We start from the raw sequence: 18,967 nt of genomic DNA on the forward strand, positions 1-18,967 counted from the left end.
GTGCCGGTGCTGGTGCCGTCGCCCGGGCCGGTGCCGGGGCCGGGGCCGGGGCCGGGGCCGCGGGTGCCGCCGGTGCCGGTGCCGCCGGTGCCGGTGCTGGTGCCGTCGAGATCGAGGTCGGGGCGTACGGCGCGGGCGCGTTCGGCGAAGAGGCGATGGGCCGGCTCCGGCGGCAGGGGTTCGACGGGGCGGACCGTTTCGCCGGGAACGCCGAGAGGCTCGCGGCTGGTGGCGAGGACGCGCAGGTGGGGGCAGTGGGTGAGGAGGGTCTCGGCGAGGGCGGCGGCGGCGTCGACGACGTGCTCGCAGTTGTCGAGGACGAGGAGGAGGGAGCGGGGCGCGAGGTGTTCGACGAGACGGTCGGTGGGGTCGTCGTGGAGCGGCTGCCCCTCGCGGGTGATCAGGTGGGTCTCGCGCAGCCGGAGGGCGGAGAGGACGGCTCCGGGCACGGCGGTGGGATCGTCGAGCGGCGCGAGTTCGACGAGCCAGGCGGGCAGGGGGGTTTCGAGGACCTCCGACGGGGCCGCCGGGACCGGGGCGACCACCGGGGCCAGGGGCCCCGGTTCGGCCGCCAGGGCCGGGGGGCCCGAGACCGTCCGCGTCGGAGGGCCCGGCGCGGTCCGCGTCGGGGGTCCTGGGGCCATCGGAGCCGGTTCGACCGCCGGGGCCGGGGGGCCCGAGACCGTCCGCGGCGGAGGGCCCGGGGTCGCTGGGGGCGGTTCGGTCGTCCCGAGCGGGGGGCCCGGGGGGCTCGGTGCCTGTGCCCCGGGCGCCGTCACGGCCTGTGCGCCGGGCGCCGGTGAAGGCGTCACGGCCTGTGCGCCGGGCGCCGTCACGGCCTGTGCGCCGGGCGCAGGTGAAGGCGTCCCGGCCTGCAGAGCGAGGGCGACCTCCTCGGCGAGGCGCGTCTTGCCGGAACCGCCCGGGCCGGTGAGCGTGACGAGACGGGAGCGGGCGAGGTCGGCGCGGAGGGCGGCGAGTTCGGGTTCCCGGCCGACGAAGGAGGTCAGGCGGCGGCGGATGTTCCCGGTCTCGCGCGGCGGCGGGGGCGGGGGAGCGGCCGGCCGGAGCAGCTCCCGGTGGAGCGCGGTGAGTTCGGCGCCCGGGTCGGCGCCGAGGCCCTCGGCGAGTGTGCGGCGGGCGTCCTCGTACGCGGCGAGCGCGTCGGCCTGTCGGCCCTCGGCCCGCAGGGCGCGCACCAGTTGGGCGCGGAAGCCCTCGTCGTACGGGTACGCGCCGGTGAGTTCGGACAGCTCCGGTACGAGTCCCTCGACGGCACCGCGTCTCAGGTCGGCCTCCACGCGCTGCCGTAGGGCCGCGAGCCGCTGCGCCTCGGGGCGCAAGCGCGCGTGGGCGGGCAGGTCCACGAGCGCCGGGCCGCGGAAGAGGGCGAGGGCGGTACGGAGGAATGCGGCGGCGCTCTCGGGGTCGCCGGCGTCGAGGCGTACGCCCGCGTCCCGGACGTGCTGCTCGAATACGTACAGGTCGATGTCGTCCGGTCTCGCGGCGAGGCGGTATCCGGGGCCGGGCAGGGACTCGACGGCCTCCCTGCCCAGCACACGGCGCAGGCGTCCGACGAGGGCCTGGAGGGCGGCCGGGGCGTCGTGCGGGGGTTCGTCGCCGTACACGTCGTCGACCAGCTCGGGGACGGTGACGGCCCGCCCGGCACGTGACGCGAGCGCGGCGAGCAGCGCGCGCAGCCGGGCTCCCCCCAGGGGGAGGGGCGTGCCGTCGGCGTCGAGCGCGAGGGTGGAGCCGAGGATCAGATACCGCACGCGCGCCATTGTCCCCGGGGGCGGTGCGGTGCGCCTCGGAGTTTCTCCTGGCGCGGCGCGAGCAGTCAGAACTCGGAGGTGTCGAGCGCGAAGCCGAGGGGGTGGGGCAGCGGCACGGAGAGTCCCAGCCTGTGGGCGGACTTGCGCGTGTAGTCGTCGTCCTCGGGGTCGGAGCAGACGACCGCCTCGCCCGCCTCGCGGTCGATCAACAGGTAAACCGCAATACCGGCGCGGGCGTAGCCACGGATCTTCAGGTCCCGGTCACGGACCGCTGTGGAAGAGGAGGTGACCTCGGCGACGAGGAGGACGGGCTCCGGAGAATGCCACTCCTGCTGGTCGTCGAAGCTTCCCTTGGGGGCGATGACCAAGTCGGGGATGACGTGGATCGGATCGGAGGCACCCGGCAGGTACAAGCCGATTCCGGTGTAGCGGCCGGTGCGCTTGTCGTGATCCCGGAACTGCCCGCTGAGTTCCGACACGATCTCCTCGTGCTGCCCGTTGGCCGGAGGTACCACGTAGATCTCCCCTTCGATCAGCTCCACGCGCCAGCCCTTGGGGGCTTCGGCACTGAACAGCTCGAAGGTCTCCTGGACACTCGCACCCTCACGGTCCGGCTCGCCCTCGGGGAACTCGTCCCCCGGAATCGGCAGCGCCATCGCCATGACGGACCTCCTTCGCTCGGGTGCGACGATCTCAGCGTATGCCGCCGGCACGGGCGAGGTCTGGATGACGTTCACTCGAACGAGCGTGCTGTCACGTTTCGTCCCCGCCCGCCCCCGCTCCCTCACGCCGGCAGTGATCGCCTGCTCTCCGGGACCAGTGGCCCCACCACGGCCTGGCGGCGGCGGGGGGCCGCCGTGCCCGTCCAGCAGGTGCCGCGGCGGGCGAGGAGGCGGTGGAGCCAGAGTTCGGTGGAGATCAGGTCGGCGAGGCCGTCCAGGGGGACCGGGTCGCCGTCGGCGGCCGCGTGGAGGGCCTTGCGGACCACCCGGGCCTCGATCAGGCCCGCGTCGGCGAGGAGCGGGGCGTCGAAGAGGGCCATCAGGTGCGGGAGCGCGGCGCGCAGGCCCGCGCGGGTGGCCGCGGCCGGGACCGCCGGGTTCGGTGTGCCCCAGCCGGGCGGGAGGTCGTGGACGCCCGCGCCCGCGAGGACCGTACGCAGGACCGAGGCCCGGGCTCCCGGCTGGACCCGGAGCGATTCGGGGAGGTCGCGGGAGGCCCGTACGACCTGGTTGTCGAGGAACGGCGCGTGCAGCCGCTGGCCGCGGATCTCGGCCGCCTGTTCCAGGACCCGGTGGTCGGCCGCCGCCCGGGCGAGCGCCGCACGCGCGCGTGCCTCTCCCGGACGCTGCACCGACGTCGGCAGTGTCGCCGCCCGGGTCAGGCGAACCGATACTTCAGCCAGCGCCTCTCCTGTCAGCCACCGCGCCGCCGGGCCGGGACGCGACCAGGTCAGCGCGGACAGCGACGCCTCCACCGGACCGACGAAGGACCCCGGTCCCGGCCGGTTCGCCTCCAGGAGCCGCGCCGCGGCCTCCTCGACGCCGGCGCGGTACGGGGTGCGCGCGAGCCGGCGCGCGGCTCGGTAGACCGTCAGCGGGACGAGCAACGAACCCGCCGACGTTCCGGTGGCCTTGGCGAGCGCCGTCACCGGGCGGAGCAGCGATCTGCGCCGCCGGTCCATCAGCAGATCGGCGAGCCGCGCCGGGTGCGCGTCCAGGACCTGACGGGCTCCCAGGCCCGTGAAGTGGTCCGCGCTGCCGCCCGCGAGCCGCCGCCTGTGCCGGTCCGCGACGACCAGCGAGGGGCCGGGCTCGTCGGTCAGCGGCCCGTCCAGCTCCGCGTACGGCAGCGCCTCCTCGCCCGCTGCCACCACCACGTGGTGCAGCCGCGGGTCGGACGCGATGGCCCGGGCCCGTTCCAGCTCGTCCTCCCGGTCCGGTCCCCCCGGCGCGGTGAGGTCGTTGAACGTGACGGCGAGCAGCCGCTCCCCCGCGCCCGTGCCGTGCCCGAGGATCGTCCCGGGCACCCCCGGCAGACCTGCCGCGAGCAGCGCGAGCGTTCCGGAGGCGCTGCCGCCCGACAGGTCCGCCCCGATGCCGGGCGCCGGGCCGCCGCCCCGGGCCGCCCGCCGCTCGGCCGGTCCCATGCCGGGTACGGGCCCCGGATCCGGAAGAGGCGACTCCGGTGCGTGCCGGGGCGCGGTGAGCCGGGCCCGTACGGCGTCGATCAGCGCGTCCCGTACGCCCTCCACGGCCCGGCGCGGCTCGATCTCCGCCGCGGCGACGGCGAGCGAGGCCACCGCCTCGTACCCGGTGATCTCGCGCGAACCCTCGCGCAGGATCAGGGAGTGTCCGGGCGGCACCCGCTTCACCCCTTCGTACGGTGTGGAGTCGCGCAGCGCCTCGGGGGTCTCCGGGCACGCGAGCAGCGCCGCCAGATGCCCGATGTCGAGCTGGGCCTCGATGAGGTCCGCGAGGGGCAGGGCGGCCGTCGCGTACGCCGTGCCGCCCGCCCACGGGGTGTGGAACACCGGCCGCGCGCCCGCCAGATCGCCGGTCACGGTGATCCGGCGGCCGACCTGCACCACGGCCGTGTAGCTGCCGGCCCAGGCGGTGAGATGGCGCAGCGCGCCCCCGCGCGCGGTGAGCAGCCCGACCCTCAGCTCCTCGTCGCTCGCGGCGCAACACCCCAGGACGGCAAGGCGGGTGTGCGCGTCGATGCCGATCACGCGGACCTCGTCGGGGCGCCAGTCGCCGACCGCCCACAGCGGATCGGGGTCACCCCACAGCAGTTGTGCGCCCACCGGGTGCACCGTGCGCCCCTCGGCGGTCGGGCTGCCCACGGCGCCGGCCGTGCCCGTCGGTCCGAAGCTCGCGGCGACACTGCTCCAGCCCACCAGCCATCGCATCGGCGCCTCCACGTCGGTTCAGTGGAGGAACATGCTGCCACGACAACCGCGCGCGGAGGGGGCTGCGGGGGCGCGCACGCAAACGCGAATGCGCCCCTGGCATGAGCCAGTTGCACCGATTCGCGGACCGTCGTCATTCGGCCATTCTCGACGGCGCGGACACCGCGCCGCTGATCTTCGGCAGTCCGGGAGGCGCTCTTCGCCTCCCGGAACCGTCCGCCGCCCGCGGGGAATGGGGCGACGGTATCCCCCAGCCCACCGGTCCACAGCCGAGTGGGCCGACCCACGCAGGACTCATGGAAGCGCTCCCCCACCCGACCGGGCGAGAGCGCACGGCCGGGCGCACGGCCACACGACCGGGGCACGCGCCCCGAGGCGCTCCGCGAGCGCCCCCGCGATCGCCGTCCGGGACCGGACCGGCCGACGCCACTACGCCATCTGTCGGCCATCCGTCTGTTCCCACAACAATCCCGCCATACGGAACTCCGCCCCTTAACGGTCGGGATGCGGCGAACTACGCTGTGTTTACGAATGCCGCACGCCTATGCCCGGCGTCGTGGCGGCCGTCTGGGGTCGAGGGGTGGCGTCATGTCCAGGGAGCAACGCGGGCCGAACGAAAAGCTCGGCACGGTTCTCGCCCTCGCGGGAATCAGCAACGCCGGCCTCGCCCGGCGCGTCAACGACCTCGGCGCGCAGCGCGGTCTGACGCTTCGCTACGACAAGACGTCGGTGGCCCGGTGGGTGTCGAAGGGCATGGTGCCGCAGGGGGCGGCGCCTCATCTGATCGCCGCCGCGATCGGCCAGAAGCTCGGCCGTCCCGTGCCGCTGCACGAGATCGGGCTCGCGGACGCCGACCCCGCGCCCGAGGTGGGTCTCGCCTTCCCGCGTGACGTGGGCGAGGCGGTCCGCTCGGCCACCGAGCTCTACCGACTGGATCTCGCCGGCCGCCGGGCCGGCGGAGGCGGCATCTGGCAGTCCCTGGCCGGCTCGTTCGCGGTGAGCGCCTACGCGACGCCGGCCTCCCGCTGGCTCATAACGCCCGCCGACTCCTCCGTGGAGCGAATGGTCGGGCCCGTCGAGGGACCGGCGGCCGAGGGGCCCGAGACCGGCGCCCACACGCGCGTGGGCCACAGCGATGTCGCCAAGCTCCGCGAGGCGGCCGAGGACGCGCGCCGCTGGGACTCCAAGTACGGCGGCGGGGACTGGCGTTCCTCGATGGTCCCCGAGTGCTTACGCGTCGACGCGGCGCCGCTGCTGCTCGGCTCGTACTCGGACGAGGTCGGCCGGGCCCTGTTCGGCGCGACCGCCGAGCTGACCCGGCTGGCCGGCTGGATGGCCTTCGACACCGGCCAGCAGGAAGCCGCCCAGCGTTACTACATCCAGGCGCTGCGCCTCGCCCGCGCCGCCGCCGACGTGCCCCTGGGCGGCTACGTCCTCGCCTCCATGTCGCTCCAGGCCACCTACCGTGGCTTCGCCGACGAGGGCGTCGACCTCGCCCAGGCCGCCCTGGAGCGCAACCGCGGGCTCGCCACCGCCCGCACCATGTCCTTCTTCCGGCTGGTCGAGGCCCGGGCCCACGCGAAGGCCAACGACGGAACGGCCGCCGCGGCCGCGCTCAAGGCGGCCGAGGGCTGGCTGGAGCGTTCGCGCGAGGGTGACGCCGACCCGTCGTGGCTGGGCTTCCACTCGTACGACCGGTTCTGCGCGGACGCCGCCGAGTGCTACCGGGACCTGAAGGCGCCGCGCGAGGTCCGCCGCTTCACCGAGCAGGCGCTGTCCCGGCCGACGGAGGAGTTCGTCCGCTCGCACGGGCTGCGACTCGTGGTCTCGGCCGTCGCGGAGCTGGAGTCGGGCAATCTGGACGCGGCCTGCGCGGCCGGCACGCGCGCGGTGGAGGTGGCGGGCCGTATCTCGTCCGCCCGCACCACCGAGTACGTACGGGATCTGCTGCACCGCCTCGAACCGTACGGGGACGAGCCGAGGGTCATGGAACTGCGCGAGCGGGCCCGCCCCCTTCTGATGGCCCCGGCGTGAGGCGTGTCCCACGGGGTTTAACGGCTTTGTCAGTGGGCCAGTGCACTATCGGGGTGGGAGGTGGTGCAGGTGTTCACGCACGACGTCGACTGCGACGTGCTCGTGATCGGCGGCGGGATCGTCGGTCTGTCGACGGCGTACGCCCTGACCCGCGCCGCGCCGGGCACCCGCGTCACGGTCCTGGAGAAGGAGCACGGCCCGGCCCGCCACCAGACCGGGCGGAACAGCGGAGTGATCCATAGCGGGATCTACTACCGGCCCGGGTCCCTGAAGGCGCGGTTCGCCGTCGCGGGCGCGGCCGAGATGGTCAAGTTCTGCGCGGAGTACGGTCTGCCCCACGAGGTCACCGGAAAGCTGATCGTCGCCACCGGGCGGGACGAGCTGCCCCGCCTCCACGCGCTCGTGCAGCGCGGCCGGGAGAACGGCATCCCGGTGCGGGAGCTGGGTCCCGCGCAGATCGCGGCGTACGAGCCGAGCGTGCGGGGGCTCGCCGCGATCCATGTCGGCACGACCGGCATCTGCGACTACGGGGCGGTGGCGGCCCAGCTCGCCGACGCCTCCGGCGCCCGGATCCTGTACGGCTCCGAGGTCACCGCCGTCGACCGGCGGCCCTGGGGCGTCGCCGTCCGCACGGCGGCCGGGACGGTCGTGCGCGGCCGGGTCCTGGTGAACTGCGCGGGGCTGCACTGCGACCGGGTGGCGCTGCTCGCCGGCGACGAGCCGGGCATGCGGATCGTGCCCTTCCGGGGCGAGTACTACGAGCTGGCGGACCCCTCGCTGATCCGCGGCCTGGTCTATCCGGTCCCCGATCCTGCCTTCCCCTTCCTCGGGGTGCATCTGACCCGCGGTGTCGACGGCGGTGTGCACGTGGGGCCCAACGCGGTGCCGGCGCTCGCCCGGGAGGGATACGACTGGTCGGTCGTACGGCCCGGTGACCTGGCGGGGACGCTGGCGTGGCCGGGGTCGTGGCAGATCGCGCGGGACCACTGGCGGTACGGAGCGGGTGAGCTGCGCAGGTCGCTGTCGAAGCGGGCCTTCACGGAGGCGGTGCGCCGGCTGCTCCCTTCGGTGGAGGAAACGGATCTGCACCGGGCTCCGGCGGGGGTGCGGGCGCAGGCGGTGCTGCGGGACGGGACGCTGGTGGACGACTTCCTGATCCGCGAGGCGCCGCGGACGGTCCACGTCCTGAACGCGCCGTCGCCCGCGGCGACGGCGTCCCTGCCGATCGGCCGCGAGGTGGCCCGCCGGGCCCTGGCCCTGCTGTAGCCCGCACGGGCGGGCCGGACGGGCGGGCCGGATGCGTGGGCCGGACGTGCGGGCCGGACGGTCACGGGGCCCGCACCCCCGGGCCAGACGCGTGGGCCGGACGCGTCGCCCGCACGGGCGGGCCGGGCGGTCACCCGGGGGCCGCCTGCCGAGCGCCGGGACGCCTCGTCCCGGAGGAACGGGGGGGGCCGCACGGGGGCCACGTAGAATTGGGCGCATTGTGTCTGAGACCCGTGAAACCCCCGCCACCCGTACCGAGCCCGTCGTCGCCCGGCGGGGCAGCCGGATGTTCGCCGCCGGGGAAGGGCCCCTGCCCGATCCCGCCGGGTCCCACCACGAACGGCGGATCCGCAGCTTCCAGCCCCGCCGCAGCCGCGTCACCGCCGGTCAGGCCGAGGCGATGCTCAAGCGCTGGCCCGACTGGGGTCTCGACATCGACGGCAAGCGGATCCTGGACCTGAACGACATGTTCGGCGGCCTCCCCGTCGTCCTGGAGATCGGCTTCGGCATGGGCGAGGCGACGGCGAAGATGGCGGCCGCCGACCCCGGAACCGGCATCCTCGCCGTGGACGTCCACACCCCCGGCCAGGGCAACCTCCTCGGTCTCGCCGACCGGGGCGGCATGGAGAACGTCCGGGTCGCCAACGGCGACGCGATCATCCTGCTCCGCGAGATGCTCGCCGCCGACGCCCTCGACGGCTGCCGTGTCTACTTCCCGGACCCGTGGCCCAAGAAGCGCCACCACAAGCGGCGGCTGATCCAGCCCGAGTTCCTCACGCTGCTCGCGACGCGGATGAGGCCCGGCGCGGTCCTGCACTGCGCGACGGACTGGGAGGAGTACGCCGAGCAGATGCTCGAGGTGCTCTCCGCCCACCCCGACTTCGAGAACACCCAGCCGGACGGCGGCTACGCGCCCCGTCCGGCCTTCCGCCCGCTCACCCGCTTCGAGGGGCAGGGCCTGGACAAGGGCCATGTCGTGCACGACCTGCTTTTCCACAGGACGTAACGGCGCTCCACAAGACGGAGCGGCACTTTTCCACAGGAAGCGGCCGAAGACGGAGAACCCCGTCGCGAGTGTCGGTCCCGCTGGTTAGGGTCGCTGACGTGTCGAACCGCGTCCCCGTCCCCACACGGGACACCGAAGAGCCGGACTTCCCGGCCGTCCCGGACCGCGCCCAGTGGCGCTACAGGCCTCGTCGCGCCTTCTGGCGCAGCAGGGTGGTCCGGGCGGTCGCCGTGATCACCGTGCTCGCGCTCTGCGCCCTGGTGATCCTGGCCATCGTGCGGGAGCAGACCGGGACGGAGGGCTTCCTCGTCGGGCTCGCGCTGGCCGTCCTGCCCGTTCCGCTGCTGCTGGCCGCGTTCCGCTGGCTGGACCGGGTGGAGCCGGGCCCCTGGCGCAACCTGATCTTCGCCTTCGTCTGGGGTGCCTTCGCCGCGACGCTCGTCGCGATCCTCGCCAACTCCTTCGCGGTCCGCTGGATCGCGACCGCCACGGCCGACCCCGCCTCCGCCGAGTCCCTCGGCGCCACGGTCGTCGCGCCGGTCGTCGAGGAGAGCGCCAAGGCGGCGGCGATCCTGCTGATCTTCCTCTTCCGCAGACGGCACTTCACCGGCCTCGTCGACGGCGTGGTGGTCGCCGGCTTCACCGCCACCGGCTTCGCCTTCACCGAGAACATCCTCTATCTCGGCAACGCCTTCGGCGAGGACCAGGACATCGGCTCCGGCGGCCTCGGCGCCACGACCGCGGGCACGTTCTTCGTACGGGTCGTGATGTCGCCGTTCGCGCATCCGCTCTTCACCGTCTTCACCGGCCTCGGCTTCGCCTTCGCCGCCCTCGCCACCTCCCGGAGCAGGTTCCTGCGGCTGCGCCGGATCCTGCTGCCGCTCGCGGGGCTGGTCCTCGCCATGGGCATGCACGCCCTGTGGAACGGCTCGGCGACGCTCCTCGGGCCGCTGGGCTTCATCCTGGTCTACGGCATGTTCATGGTGCCCACGCTCGGCCTGCTCACCTGGCTCGCGATATGGAGCAGGCAGCGCGAGCTGCGCACGATATCCGGGCAGCTCCCTGCCTACGCGGCGGCCGGGTGGCTCTCGCCCGCCGAACCGCTCGCGCTCTCCTCGATGCGGGCCCGCTCCGTGGCCCGTGACTTCGCCCGCCGGACGTACGGCAAGCCGGCCGCGGCGGCGGTCGGGGAGTACGAGGCGTTCGCGACGACCCTCGCGTTCCTGCGTCATCGCGCCCAGCGCGGCGCGGCCGGGCCGGAGTTCAGCGCGCGCGAGCAGGAGCTGCTCCACCACCTCTGGCAGCGCAAGGCGGTCGCCTCTCCCGCCCTGACCTACGCGGCGCGGGCGACGGGCCGGGTGTGGGCGCCGCCGCAGTACCTCGACTACAGCGGCTACAACCCGTACCGGAGCTAAGGCGGAGCCGGCGCAGATCGGGCCGGGCCCGGGGCGTTCCGGCAGCCCTGACGTCGGGGGGAGTCGCCAGGACCGCCGAAGCCGTGGGGAGGCCCGGGGTCAGACCGAGATGCCCTTGCCCGCCAGCCAGGCCGCCGGGTCGACACCCGCGCCGCCCGGGGTGTGGACCTCCAGGTGCAGGTGCGGGCCGGTCACGTTGCCGGTCGCGCCGACGCGGCCGATGGTTTCGCCGGTGCCCACGGTCTGGCCGACGCTCGCCGTCATCGAGGACAGGTGCGCGTACCAGACCTCCGTACCGTCCTCCAGCTCCAGGACGATGCGGTAGCCGTACGAGCCGGACCAGCCCGCCGACGTGATCGTGCCGCCGTGCACCGCCTTGACCGGGGTGCCGGTGGGCGCCGCGAAGTCGAGGCCGGTGTGGTAGCCGGAGGACCACATGGAGCCGGACTGGCCGTACGTCGAGGTGAGGGTGTACGAGGACGTGGGCAGCGCGTAGCTCGCGGCGAGCTTCGCCAGGCGCTCCGCCTCGGCCTTCGCCGCGGCGGCCTCCTCGGCCTTCCGCCTCTCCTCGGCCGCGGCCTTCTCCGCCGCTTCCGCCTTCGCCGCCGCCTCGGCCGCGGCCTGATCCGCCGCCGCCTTCTCCGCCGCGGCCTTCTTGTCGGCGTCTGCGGAGGCCTGCTGCTGCTCGGCCTGCTGCATGATGCGGGCGCGCAGCGCCTCACCGGCGTCCGCCGCCGAGGCGGCGGGGGAGCCCGCGGTCTTCTCGGCGCTGTCCGCCGGAAGGGCGAGAGTGGCCGTGAGCGGCTGCGGGTTGTTCGTCCCGGAGTCCGCCTGGTCCTCACCCGAGATGAGCTCGCCGACACCGGGCAGCTCGGAGGCGTCCGGCAGGTTGAGGTCGGGAAGGGATATCGAGACCGGGGGCTTGTCCTTGGCGGTCGCCATGCCGCCCGCGCCGACGGCCGCGATGACACCGACGCCGAGGACGGTGGAGGAGCGGGCGAAGCCGGAGCGCTGCTTCACGACACGGTGACGGCCGCCCGAACGGGCCTGCTGGCGGAGGGAGTCCTCGGTGGGGTTCCACTCCCCCCACGTGGTCGCGTCGTCGTCCGTCCCGGCGGCGCCCGGGGCGCCGAACGCGTCGAACCCGTCAGAGAGACCCTCGGGAGCAGGGGTGTTGGACGCCACGGAGGCGTACTCCTTTCCTTCCTTCTCGCCTACCGGGTTAGCTGACGGGTTCGGAGCAGGAAGGTCTCCTACGGGCGGTGTCGCACGGATGCGACGGTGTCCGATTCACCCCAAGTGGTGGTTCCCCGGTTCCCTTTCAGGATTCGGCGCGTGCGCACGGCGCCGTCTCTGGCGACGACTGGGACGACCGCGCTGCGTTATCGAACGTTAATAGACACGAGGGCCGGATTCCAAGCTGTTGCCGTTGATCATTAGCGAGATTGAGCTGCTACAGCCCGATTTGATCCCGCTTCAGTACGGACCATTGACGGGACCCCGGAACTGACGGTTCGTCAATTGTTATCTCAGCGGTACCTCGTCACTACGGATGGTCACGGAACCACGGGCATCGTCCTGCGCCGCTCCGGCTGCCCCGCCGCGGGCCGGCTCACCGCGAGCAGCGCCATGTCGTCCGTGGAGCCTCCGCCCGTGTACCGGCGGACGTCGTCGACCAGCGCGTCGAGCAGTTCGTCCGGCCCCGGGAAGATCCGTCCGGCGAGCCGCTCGGCCGGATCGTAGAAGGCCCCCGAGGCATCGCGCGCCTCGGAGAGCCCGTCGGTGTAGAGAAGCAGCGTGGCACCCGGCGGGTAGGGGGCCTCGTCGGCCCGGTCCGGCCAGGCGCCCAGCTCGCCCATGCCCAGCGGCAGCGCGGGCTCGGTCGGTTCGAGGTAGGTCAGGCCGCCGTCCGCGTACAGCAGCAGCGGCTCGGGATGGCCGCGGTTCACCATCCGTACGCGCCCGTTCCCGCGCGGGATCTCGGCCAGGACGGCGGTGGTGAACCCCTCGAAGGCGTCGAGGCTGGACCGGCGCCTGCCCTCCCGCGCCAGCGCCCGCTCCAGTCGCTGGGCGACTCCCTCCAGGGTGGCCTCCTGCTCGGCCGCCTCCCGGAACGCCCCGATCACGACGGCGACCGCCTCGACGGCGTCGAGGCCCTTGCCCCGGACGTCGCCGACCACGAGCCGTACCCCGAACGGCGTGTCCTGGACGGCGAACAGGTCGCCGCCGATGAACGCGTCCGCCTGCGCCGCCTCGTACCGGGCCGCGACCTGGAGCCCGCCGATCCGGTCGGCGGGCGTCGGCAGGACGGCCTTCTGCGCGGTCTCCGCGATCACCCGCGCCGAGGCGAGCCGCTCGCCGCTGCGCAGCACGACCCGGTTCACCAGCAGGGCGAGGGCGGAGACGGTGACGACGGTCAGCGTCTCCGTGAGGGAGGGGACTTCGCCGACGGTGCCGTTGTAGAGGTGCAGCCCGACTCCGGCGAGGACCGCGGCGATGCCCGTGAGCAGCGTCGTGAGCATGGAGAAGAACGGGGCGGCGAGGAGCGGCGCGGCCGAGAAGATCGGGGCGGCCGTGTAGGCGGGCGGGGTGGAGAGGTCGAAGACGACACCGCCGAGGATCAGCAGCGGGGGCAGGGCGCGGAGGAACCGGCGAGTCCGCTCGGCCCGCCGACGCCCGTTCCCGTTCCCGGGCCCATTCACTGGCCCGTTCCCGTTCCCGGGCCCATTCCCGTTCCCTGACCCCTTCGCGGTTCCGTTCCCGGTCCCGAGCCCGTGTCCGTTCCCGGTCCCTGTCCCTGTCCCTTTTCCGTTGGTCCCGTTCCCCTGCCCCTGCCCCACCTGTGGTCTCCTGCCCGGTCCGTGCACGGCGACGGACGGTACCGCGCCCTCCCCAGGGTGCCGGGCGCCGCGCCGTGCGGCGACCTCCGCTCGGCCAAGTGGGTTACCTCAACTCCCCACCCGCGCGCCCGCGCTCAGCCGCCCGCCCCGCCCGAGCGCCCCCACCGCGCCCGCGCACGCCAGCCCGACCGCGCACAGCACCAGCCACGGCGTCGCCGACCACCCGGTCAGGTCGAGCAGCGCGCCCGTCCCCAGGTTCCCGAGCGTGATCCCGATCCCGCAGACGGTGTTGTAGAGCCCGTAGTGCGTGGCCACCCACCGTCCCCCCGAGAGCGCGACGACCGTGTCCATCTCGTACGGGTACAGCACCGCGTTCGCCACCGCGAGGACCGCCGCGCACAGCAGCAGGCCCCCGATCCCGGGTACCGCGGGCGGCAGCAGGAACGCGGCGCCCATCAGCACCAGGCCGAGGACCAGACACCGCTCGCGGCTCAGCCGCCGCCCGCACCAGGCCGTGATCCGCAGCTGGCCGGCGAGCGCCACGAGCGCGGAGACGACGAAGAGCGCGGTCGTCGCCGCCGTGCCGTCCGCCGCGAGCGGCAGCGCCAGATAGACCTGGAAGGACAGGACGTACGAGCCGGTCATCGCGAGCGAGAAGAGCCAGAAGGTCCGGTTGGTCAGCACCGTACGGAACTGGCCCCGTTCCCCGGCCGCCACCGCCCCCTCGCCGGCCCCCGCCTGCGCCGCTTCCCTCCCCCGTACCGGCAGGTGCCGCAGCTGCACCAGCGTCAGTACGGCGAACAGCACCGCCGCCACCACGCACGTCAGCCGGAACGACAGCCCTGTCAGCGCCACGCCCACCAGCGGCCCGAGCAGGATGCCCGCCTGGTAGTACGTGTTGAAGAGCGCGAAGGCCTCCACGCGCCGCTCCCCCGCCTCCGCCGCGAGGTAGGCACGCACGGCCGGGTTGAACAGCGCCCCCGCCAGGCCCGTCGCCACCGAGGCGGCGATCAGCACCGGAAGGGACTGGGCGAACGCGAGCGCCCCGAACCCCGCCGTCCGCAGCGCACAGCCCGCGACGATCAGCGGCTTGAAGCCGAGCCGGTCGGCGAGGGCCCCGCCGACCAGGAACATGCCCTGCTGGGAGAGGTTCCGTACGCCGAGGACGAGTCCCACGGCCCAGGCCGCCATCCCCAGCCCGTCCGAGAGATGGGCGGCGAGGTACGGCATCAGCATGTAGAAGCCGAGGTTGATGGTCAGCTGGTTGAGGAAGAGCAGCCGTACCGCCGGCTCGAAGGTGCGGCTCCGCCGCCAGATCCCGCCCTTGGCGGGAGCCGAGACCTGGGCGCTCATCGGGCCCGCTCCAGGACCCGGCGGGTCCAGCCGTCGACCCGGGCAGCGCCCTCGTACACCGCCGGCTCCTCGCGCGCCGGGGCGTCGAGCAGTCCGTGCGCCGCGCAGTACTCGTCGCTGAAGACCGTGTCGAAGTACCGCTGCGGCCCGTCCGGGAAGACGGCCGCGATCCGTGTGCCCCGCGGCCGGGTGCGGGCCAGCCACCCGGCGACGAGCGCGACCGCGCCCACGCTCCAGCCGCCCGTGGCGAACTGGCGCGAGGCCAGGCGCCGGGCGGCCCGGACCGCGTCCGCCGGGCCGACCCAGTGGATCTCGTCGAAGGCGGCGTGGTCGACGTTGCCGGGGTGGATGGAGGAGCCGAGCCCGCGCATCAGCCGCTCGCCCGCCGGGAGGCCGAAGACGGTGGAGTGGACGCTGTCGACGCCGACCAGCTCCAGGGCGGGGCTGGACGTGGCCCTCAGCGCGCGGGAGATCCCGGCGGAGTGCCCGCCGGTACCCACCGCGCAGACCAGGACGTCGATCCGGTCGAGCTGCGCGGAGAGCTCGGCCGCGAGTCCGCCGTACGCCTCGGGGTTGTCGGGGTTGCCGTACTGGTCGGGCCACCACGCCCCGTCGAGGCCGGCCAGCAGGTCCGTCACCCGGTCCATCCGCGCCTGCTGCCAGCCGCCGCGCGGACTCGGCTCCGGCACGACGTGGACCGTGGCGCCGTGGGCGACGAGCATCCGCTCGACGATCGGTTCGAGACCGGGATCGGTGACGACGTGGACGGGATGGCCGTGGAGCACGCCGGCCAGCGCGAGCCCGAGGCCGAGCGTGCCGGAGGACGACTCGACGACGGGCGCGCCGGGCCGCAGCTCTCCGCGGCGGCGGGCCTGTCCGACCATGTGGAGGGCGGCGCGGTCCTTGATGCCGCCGAAGTTGAAGCCTTCGAGCTTGGCCCAGTAGCCGTCGTCCATCCACAGCACGGGCGTGTTGCCGACGGTCTGCGCGGCGACGGAGAGGGAGGCGCCAGGCAGCGGTGTGCCGGGCCGGGGCATGCCGGGCAGCGGTGTGCCGGACAGCAGATCGGTCATCAGAAGTACGTCCTCGAAGTGGTACGCCGGAAGGGGGCCAGGTCGTGTCGAACGACCGGCTCAGTTCCGGTTCACTCCGAGGACGATCAGCAGCCGGCCCGGCCCGGGGCCGGGACCCGCCCGGTCGCGGGCGCGGTGCCCGTGCGGATCGGCGGGGAAGGCCTCGTCGGCTGCGAGGAGTACGGCTCCGCCCGCGTCGGGCGCCGCGGGCTGCGGCACCGTCTGGGCGGGCAGATGGACGTCGAAGGACCCCCTCTCCCCGGACCGTCCGCAGCCGTGCGGCAGTGCGTCGGCGGGGGCGGGGGCGGCCGCGGTCGCCGTCGCGACGGAGCTGGTCGGCAGGTGATGGCCGTGCGAGCCGTGGCAGACGCTCATGAGCAGGGCGAGAAGAGCGAACAGGACGAGGACGGCGGGCGCCCGCCGTCGTACGTCGATCACTGTCTCGTCACGCATGGTGCGCGTGACGTTACGATGCGGCAGCGCGCGGCCGCAAAGAGGCGTGCCCGCTTTCGGACACCGTTTACTTCGGGCGGTCCGCCCTTAGAGGTTGCGCTCCGCGTAGACCGTCATCGCGTCACGGACGAGGAGGACGGTGCCCTCGCCGTGCTTGTCGTAGTTCCCGCCGAAGCGCGGATCGTCGACGTACATCTGGCCGAGGCCGATCACGTACTCCTTCGTCGGCGTCGTGGTGATCGACAGCCATGCGACGTGGCGCCGCGCGATCGCCTGGACCTCGTCGCTGTCGGCGGCGAGGCCGTCCCGGGCCGCCTTCCCGAAGTCACGGGCGATGCCGGCCTGCTCGTCCCTGAACGCCCGCTTCTCCGCGGCGCCGAGCGAGCGCCACCAGCGGTCGCCCTTCTCGTACGCGTCGCGGCCCCAGCGCTCGGTGACCTCCTCCTCGTACCGCGTGTGATCGAATCCGTCGAACACTTCTTCCGCCATGAGTTCTTCTCCGTTCTCCGTCTTGTGGAGAGTGGTCCGCACCGCCTCGATCTGCCGCCCGATCCGATCCCGCTCCTGTTCGAGAAGCAGCAGATGGGTGCGGAGGGCGGCGGGCGCATCCCGCTGTCCCTCCAGGACCTCGGCGATCGCGGGCAGGGAGAGCCCGAGCTCGCGCAGCAGCAGGATGCGCTGCAGCCGCACGAGCGCCGCCTGGTCGTAGTACCGGTAACCGTTGGCGCCGATCCGGCTCGGCTCCAGCAGTCCGCGCTCTCCGTAGTGCCGGAGAGTGCGGCTGGTGGTGCCGGCCTTCTTGGCGATCTCCTGGATCGACCACTCCATGGGGGAGACGCTAGATCTTGACGTTACGTAAAGGTCAAGGGCGGCTCGCGCGTCGCCCGGAGACGACGAAGGCCCGGATCCAGTGACTGGACCCGGGCCTTCGTTGCTACTGAGTAGCGGGGACAGGATTTGAACCTGCGACCTCTGGGTTATGAGCCCAGCGAGCTACCGAGCTGCTCCACCCCGCGTCGGTGAATATGACCTTACGGCATGGTGCGCCGATCCCCTAATCGCTTTTCCCGGCAGCCTTCCCGGCGGCGGTCTCAGCAGCCGCATTCCTCGGCGTCGACCGGGGCGGTCAGCGGGTCCGCGTCCTTCTTCCCGGGGCCCTCCCACGTCTCGTACGGGAAGCCCTCGCGGACCCAGTACTCGAAACCGCCGAGCATCTCCTTCACCTGGTAGCCCAGCTGCGCCAGGGCGAGCGCGGCGCGCGTGGCGCCGTTGCAGCCGGGACCCCAGCAGTACGTGACCACCGGGACGGACCGGTCGAGCAGCTGCTCGGCCTGCTCGGGGACGAGCGCGGTCGGCAGGTGGACTGCGCCGGGGACGTGGCCCTGGTCCCAGGAGGCGGTGGAGCGGGAGTCGACGACCACGAAGCCCGGGTCGCCGTCGGCGGCGAGGGCGCTCGCGACGTCCGAGACGTCGGCGTGGAAGGCGAGGGAGGCGGAGAAGTACGCGGCCGCGTCCCGGGGAGAGGCGGGCGGGGTACGAAGTACGGCGTTGACCTGCGCGGTTGTCGTCATGCGTGAAAATCTACGGTCGAAGATCACGCCACTGAAGTGGCGATCCCCGGCGCTGGGCCCCATCGGCCGGGGATTTCCGGGCGTTCGGCGGCGGACACCAGGGGATCTCACGCAGCGGACGGTTCGAGGGGGCGGACCCGTCACGTTTCGCCGATACCGTCCGTCATCTCGACGACGGTCGTCAACGAGGGAGACACCGATGGACGAGCAGGACCTCCTGGCCGAGCGCTTCCGCGCCGACCGCACGCACCTGAAGGCGGTCGCGTACCGGATGCTGGGGTCACTGAGCGAGGCCGAGGACGCCGTCCAGGAGACATGGCTCAAGCTCAGCCGCTCCGACATCGACGACGTGCGGAACCTGAGCGGCTGGCTGACGACGGTCGTCGGACGGGTCTGCCTCGACATACTGCGCTCGCGCGCCTCCCGCCGGGAGGACCCGCTGGAGTACTTCGTCCCCGATCCGCTGGTCCGGGGCGCCGAGGGCACCACCCGCGACCCCGAGGAGGAGGCGCTGCTCACCGACTCGGTGGGGCTGGCGCTGCTCGTGGTCCTGGAGACGCTGGGCCCGGCCGAGCGGCTCGCCTTCGTCCTGCACGACATGTTCGCCGTCTCCTTCGACGAGATCGCCCCGATCGTGGACCGCACCCCGGCCGCGACCCGCCAGCTCGCGAGCCGCGCCCGCCGCCGCGTCCAGGGCGCCGCCCCTGCCCCCGCGCCCGACATCGCCCGGCAGCGCCAGGTCGTCGACGCCTTCATGGCGGCCTCGCACGGCGGCGACTTCGAAGGGCTGCTCGCGGTCCTCGACCCGGACGTGGTCCTGCGGGTGGACGGCGGCAAGGCCCTCGCGGCGGCCTCCGGCCTCGTCCGTGGCGCCGAGGCGGTCGTCAGCCAGGCGCTCACGTACGCCCGCTTCCGCCGCGACTACCGCAAGGTGCTGGTCAACGGCGCCCCGGGCATCGTCTCGTACGCGGAAGGCCGGCTGTTCGGGCTCATGGCCTTCACGGTCGTGGACGAGCGCATCGTGCAGATCCAGATCATCGCGGACCCGGACCGCATGGCAGCCCTCGGCGTGCCGACCCTGGAGGACTGAGACCACGCGGACGCGGGGCGACGCCCCTGGGCCCTGTCGTCAGAGTCTCGCCTACCGGCGCCACTTCGACGACGGGGCCTAGGCTCAATGCCGGTGACTTAAATGTCCTGCGCTCGTTGGTTGTGGTGTGGCGAGGGTGGGGCAGGTCAGGGTGCCTGCGGGTGAGCGGTTGTCGGACCG

Annotated in this window: 15 protein-coding genes, 1 tRNA gene and 1 riboswitch; of the genes, 5 read left to right on the forward strand and 11 right to left on the reverse strand. The window is 73.7% G+C overall.

All coding sequences use genetic code 11. From position 1 onward, the window contains the following. From ACFUJR_RS35205 to ACFUJR_RS35215, 3 genes are all read right to left on the reverse strand, one after another. Nucleotides 1-1,775, reverse strand: a 1,775-nt coding sequence (locus tag ACFUJR_RS35205) for a BTAD domain-containing putative transcriptional regulator (protein ID WP_383451112.1), incomplete at its 3' end; no start/stop codon positions are given. A gap of 65 nt (nucleotides 1,776-1,840) precedes the next feature. Beyond that, nucleotides 1,841-2,431, reverse strand: a complete 591-nt coding sequence (locus tag ACFUJR_RS35210) for a Uma2 family endonuclease (RefSeq protein ID WP_383173140.1) — start codon at nucleotides 2,429-2,431, stop codon at nucleotides 1,841-1,843. Between the two features lie 128 nt (nucleotides 2,432-2,559). Beyond that, nucleotides 2,560-4,686 carry an asparagine synthase-related protein gene (locus ACFUJR_RS35215; RefSeq protein WP_383173129.1) on the reverse strand — a complete coding sequence of 709 codons (2,127 nt, stop codon included), beginning with the start codon at nucleotides 4,684-4,686 and terminating at the stop codon, nucleotides 2,560-2,562. Nucleotides 4,687-5,274: 588 nt separating this feature from the next. On the opposite strand from ACFUJR_RS35215, the gene ACFUJR_RS35220 reads away from it, so the two are divergent. The 4 genes from ACFUJR_RS35220 to ACFUJR_RS35235 all read left to right on the forward strand — a co-directional run bounded on the left by ACFUJR_RS35220 (nucleotide 5,275) and on the right by ACFUJR_RS35235 (nucleotide 10,407). Continuing rightward, a complete protein-coding gene (locus ACFUJR_RS35220; protein ID WP_383173128.1) occupies nucleotides 5,275-6,720 on the forward strand; it encodes an MFS transporter in 1,446 nt (481 codons plus the stop codon). Nucleotides 6,721-6,789: 69 nt separating this feature from the next. After that, nucleotides 6,790-7,986, forward strand: a complete 1,197-nt coding sequence (lhgO, locus tag ACFUJR_RS35225; protein ID WP_383173126.1) for an L-2-hydroxyglutarate oxidase — start codon at nucleotides 6,790-6,792, stop codon at nucleotides 7,984-7,986. Between the two features lie 286 nt (nucleotides 7,987-8,272). Then, the gene (gene trmB, locus ACFUJR_RS35230; RefSeq protein WP_383173138.1) at nucleotides 8,273-8,992 is read left to right on the forward strand and encodes a tRNA (guanosine(46)-N7)-methyltransferase TrmB; all 720 of its coding nucleotides are present in this window, start codon (nucleotides 8,273-8,275) and stop codon (nucleotides 8,990-8,992) included. Nucleotides 8,993-9,090: 98 nt separating this feature from the next. After that, nucleotides 9,091-10,407 (forward strand): PrsW family intramembrane metalloprotease, encoded by a 1,317-nt coding sequence (locus ACFUJR_RS35235; RefSeq protein WP_383173124.1) that lies wholly within the window; start codon nucleotides 9,091-9,093, stop codon nucleotides 10,405-10,407. Nucleotides 10,408-10,506: 99 nt separating this feature from the next. On the opposite strand, the gene ACFUJR_RS35240 is transcribed toward ACFUJR_RS35235, so the two are convergent. The 8 genes from ACFUJR_RS35240 to ACFUJR_RS35275 all read right to left on the reverse strand — a co-directional run bounded on the left by ACFUJR_RS35240 (nucleotide 10,507) and on the right by ACFUJR_RS35275 (nucleotide 17,697). After that, on the reverse strand, nucleotides 10,507-11,592 hold the full coding sequence (locus ACFUJR_RS35240) for a M23 family metallopeptidase (protein WP_383173123.1): 1,086 nt from the start codon (nucleotides 11,590-11,592) through the stop codon (nucleotides 10,507-10,509). An 11-nt stretch (nucleotides 11,593-11,603) separates the two neighbouring features. Continuing rightward, nucleotides 11,604-11,751: riboswitch (cyclic di-AMP (ydaO/yuaA leader) on the reverse strand. A 212-nt stretch (nucleotides 11,752-11,963) separates the two neighbouring features. Next, nucleotides 11,964-13,109: a PP2C family protein-serine/threonine phosphatase gene (locus ACFUJR_RS35245; protein ID WP_383173121.1), complete on the reverse strand. Its 1,146-nt coding sequence runs from the start codon at nucleotides 13,107-13,109 to the stop codon at nucleotides 11,964-11,966. Nucleotides 13,110-13,355: 246 nt separating this feature from the next. Further along, complete coding sequence (locus ACFUJR_RS35250; RefSeq protein ID WP_383173119.1) at nucleotides 13,356-14,600, reverse strand: MFS transporter; 1,245 nt, start codon at nucleotides 14,598-14,600, stop codon at nucleotides 13,356-13,358. After that, nucleotides 14,597-15,637 carry a PLP-dependent cysteine synthase family protein gene (locus tag ACFUJR_RS35255; RefSeq protein WP_383173136.1) on the reverse strand — a complete coding sequence of 347 codons (1,041 nt, stop codon included), beginning with the start codon at nucleotides 15,635-15,637 and terminating at the stop codon, nucleotides 14,597-14,599. The genes ACFUJR_RS35250 and ACFUJR_RS35255 overlap by 4 nt, the downstream gene beginning before the upstream one ends. A 96-nt stretch (nucleotides 15,638-15,733) precedes the next feature. Continuing rightward, complete coding sequence (locus ACFUJR_RS35260; protein WP_383173117.1) at nucleotides 15,734-16,126, reverse strand: hypothetical protein; 393 nt, start codon at nucleotides 16,124-16,126, stop codon at nucleotides 15,734-15,736. Between the two features lie 87 nt (nucleotides 16,127-16,213). Next, the gene (locus tag ACFUJR_RS35265) at nucleotides 16,214-16,954 is read right to left on the reverse strand and encodes a MerR family transcriptional regulator (RefSeq protein ID WP_383173115.1); all 741 of its coding nucleotides are present in this window, start codon (nucleotides 16,952-16,954) and stop codon (nucleotides 16,214-16,216) included. Nucleotides 16,955-17,068: 114 nt separating this feature from the next. Further along, nucleotides 17,069-17,142 (reverse strand) — tRNA-Met (locus tag ACFUJR_RS35270). A gap of 75 nt (nucleotides 17,143-17,217) precedes the next feature. Beyond that, on the reverse strand, nucleotides 17,218-17,697 hold the full coding sequence (locus ACFUJR_RS35275; RefSeq protein ID WP_383173113.1) for a rhodanese-like domain-containing protein: 480 nt from the start codon (nucleotides 17,695-17,697) through the stop codon (nucleotides 17,218-17,220). 199 nt (nucleotides 17,698-17,896) lie between these two features. Here ACFUJR_RS35275 and sigJ point away from each other — a divergent pair, with 199 nt between their 5' ends. Beyond that, nucleotides 17,897-18,787 carry an RNA polymerase sigma factor SigJ gene (gene sigJ, locus ACFUJR_RS35280; protein WP_383173111.1) on the forward strand — a complete coding sequence of 297 codons (891 nt, stop codon included), beginning with the start codon at nucleotides 17,897-17,899 and terminating at the stop codon, nucleotides 18,785-18,787. The last annotated feature ends 180 nt before the right edge of the window (nucleotides 18,788-18,967 follow it).

Origin of the sequence: Streptomyces sp. NPDC057271, from assembly GCF_042668715.1 — a bacterium.
Lineage (GTDB): Bacteria > Actinomycetota > Actinomycetes > Streptomycetales > Streptomycetaceae > Streptomyces.

Bases quoted from the DNA above. Each gene is read 5' to 3' on its own strand.
- ACFUJR_RS35260 (WP_383173117.1), bottom strand. From the start codon at position 16,126: ATGCGTGACGAGACAGTGATCGACGTACGACGGCGGGCGCCCGCCGTC.
- ACFUJR_RS35265 (WP_383173115.1), bottom strand. From the start codon at position 16,954: ATGGAGTGGTCGATCCAGGAGATCGCCAAGAAGGCCGGCACCACCAGC.
- ACFUJR_RS35255 (WP_383173136.1), bottom strand. From the start codon at position 15,637: ATGCCCCGGCCCGGCACACCGCTGCCTGGCGCCTCCCTCTCCGTCGCC.
- ACFUJR_RS35275 (WP_383173113.1), bottom strand. From the start codon at position 17,697: ATGACGACAACCGCGCAGGTCAACGCCGTACTTCGTACCCCGCCCGCC.
- ACFUJR_RS35220 (WP_383173128.1), top strand. From the start codon at position 5,275: ATGTCCAGGGAGCAACGCGGGCCGAACGAAAAGCTCGGCACGGTTCTC.
- ACFUJR_RS35215 (WP_383173129.1), bottom strand. From the start codon at position 4,686: ATGCGATGGCTGGTGGGCTGGAGCAGTGTCGCCGCGAGCTTCGGACCG.
- trmB (WP_383173138.1), top strand. From the start codon at position 8,273: ATGTTCGCCGCCGGGGAAGGGCCCCTGCCCGATCCCGCCGGGTCCCAC.
- ACFUJR_RS35210 (WP_383173140.1), bottom strand. From the start codon at position 2,431: ATGGCGCTGCCGATTCCGGGGGACGAGTTCCCCGAGGGCGAGCCGGAC.
- sigJ (WP_383173111.1), top strand. From the start codon at position 17,897: ATGGACGAGCAGGACCTCCTGGCCGAGCGCTTCCGCGCCGACCGCACG.
- ACFUJR_RS35250 (WP_383173119.1), bottom strand. From the start codon at position 14,600: ATGAGCGCCCAGGTCTCGGCTCCCGCCAAGGGCGGGATCTGGCGGCGG.